This window comes from Streptomyces sp. NPDC058812, from assembly GCF_042744565.1.
Classification (GTDB): Bacteria; Actinomycetota; Actinomycetes; order Streptomycetales; family Streptomycetaceae; genus Streptomyces; species Streptomyces thinghirensis.
In genome coordinates, this window is the sequence record NZ_JBHYOB010000076.1 from 1 (window position 1) to 1,524 (window position 1,524).

1 protein-coding gene is annotated in these 1,524 nt (G+C 70.0%); it reads right to left on the bottom strand.

Features of this window, described 5'->3' with window-relative positions:
* Nucleotides 1-1,524, bottom strand: a 1,524-nt coding sequence (locus tag ACFW48_RS38735) for a beta-ketoacyl synthase N-terminal-like domain-containing protein (RefSeq protein ID WP_386323378.1), incomplete at both ends; no start/stop codon positions are given.

Below are 1,524 nucleotides of genomic sequence, written 5' to 3' on the forward strand. Positions count from 1 at the left end.
AGGCCGTTGCTGGCGCCGTCCTGGTTGACGGCGGTGCCGCGGACGACGGCCAGGACCTCGTGTCCGTTGCGCCGCGCGTCGGACAGCCGCTCCAGGATCAGGACACCCACACCCTCGCCCCACACCGTGCCGTCGGCACCGTCGGCGAACGCCTTCACCCGGCCGTCGACGGCCAGTCCCCGCTGGCGGCTGAAGTCGATGAAGTGACCCGGACTCGCCATGACCGTGGCGCCGCCGGTGATGGCGATGCCGCATTCGCCGTTGCGCAGGGCCTGAGCGGCGAGGTGCAGTGCCACCAGCGACGACGAGCACGCCGTGTCCACCGTCATCGCCGGGCCCTCGAGGCCCAGCGTGTAGGCCAGCCGGCCCGAGGCCACACTCATGGTGGTACCCGTGATGCGGTACCCCTCCGTCTCCGCCGGGGCGTTGACGGAGCTGGGGCCGTACTCCTGGGCTATCGCGCCGATGAACACGCCCGTGTCGGTGCCCTTGAGGGTGTCCGGAGCGATGTGCGCGTTCTCCAGCGCGGTCCAGGCGGTTTCGAGCAGGACACGCTGCTGGGGCTCGGTGGCCAGCGCCTCTCGGGGACTGATGCCGAAGAACTGCGGATCGAACAGGTCGGCCTCGTGGAGGAAGCCGCCCTTGTTCGTGTACGAGCGACCGGGGACTTCGGGGTCGGGGTCGTAGAGGTTGGCGATGTCCCAGTCACGGTTCGTCGGGAACTCGGAGATCGCGTCCCGCTCCTCGGACAGAAGCTGCCAGAGCTCCTGAGGCGACGACACCCCGCCGGGAAGGTGGCAGCTCATCCCTACGATCACGATGGGGTCGTCGGTGCCGTGCGGCCTCCGGACGGCCGTGTCGAGCTGTTGTGACGTGGTCGCATCCTCGTCGGGGGACACCTGGCCGAGGACGTAGGCCACCAGGGCGGCGGGGGTGGGGTGGTCGAAGACGAGGGTCGTCGGTAGCCGCAGTCCCGTCACGCGGCTCAGGTGGTTGCGAAGCTCCACCCCGTTGAGTGAGCTGAATCCCTGTTCCTTGAATGAACGGTCGATCGGGACGACCGTCGTCTTGGCGTGTCCCAACACCGTTGCCACGGCGGCCCGGACCGTCTTCTCGACCGCCTCGCGACGCTGAGCCGGCAGCAGCTGGGCCGTCAGCTCCGCCCAACTCAGCTCGCTGGAGGAGGACGGCGTCCCGGTGACGGTCCGGCGCACCTTCGTGCGGACGAGAGAGCTGAACATCGGGGGCAGCAGTCCCGAGGCGGCGCGTTCGCTCAGCGCCGCCTTGTCGACCCGGGCGGCGAGGACCACCGGTGCGTCCCCGGCGATGGCGGCATCGAAGAGGGCGAGCCCCTGTTCGGGTGTCATTGCGGGCAGGCCATGGCGTGCCCAGCGCTCCACGTCCTCCGCGGCCAGACTGTCGATCATGCCGCTGGTGGTGTGCCAGAGGCCCCAGGCGAGGCTGGTGGCGGGTTGGTGGTGGGTGTGGCGGTGGGTGGCGAGGGCGTCGAGGAAGGTGTTGGCG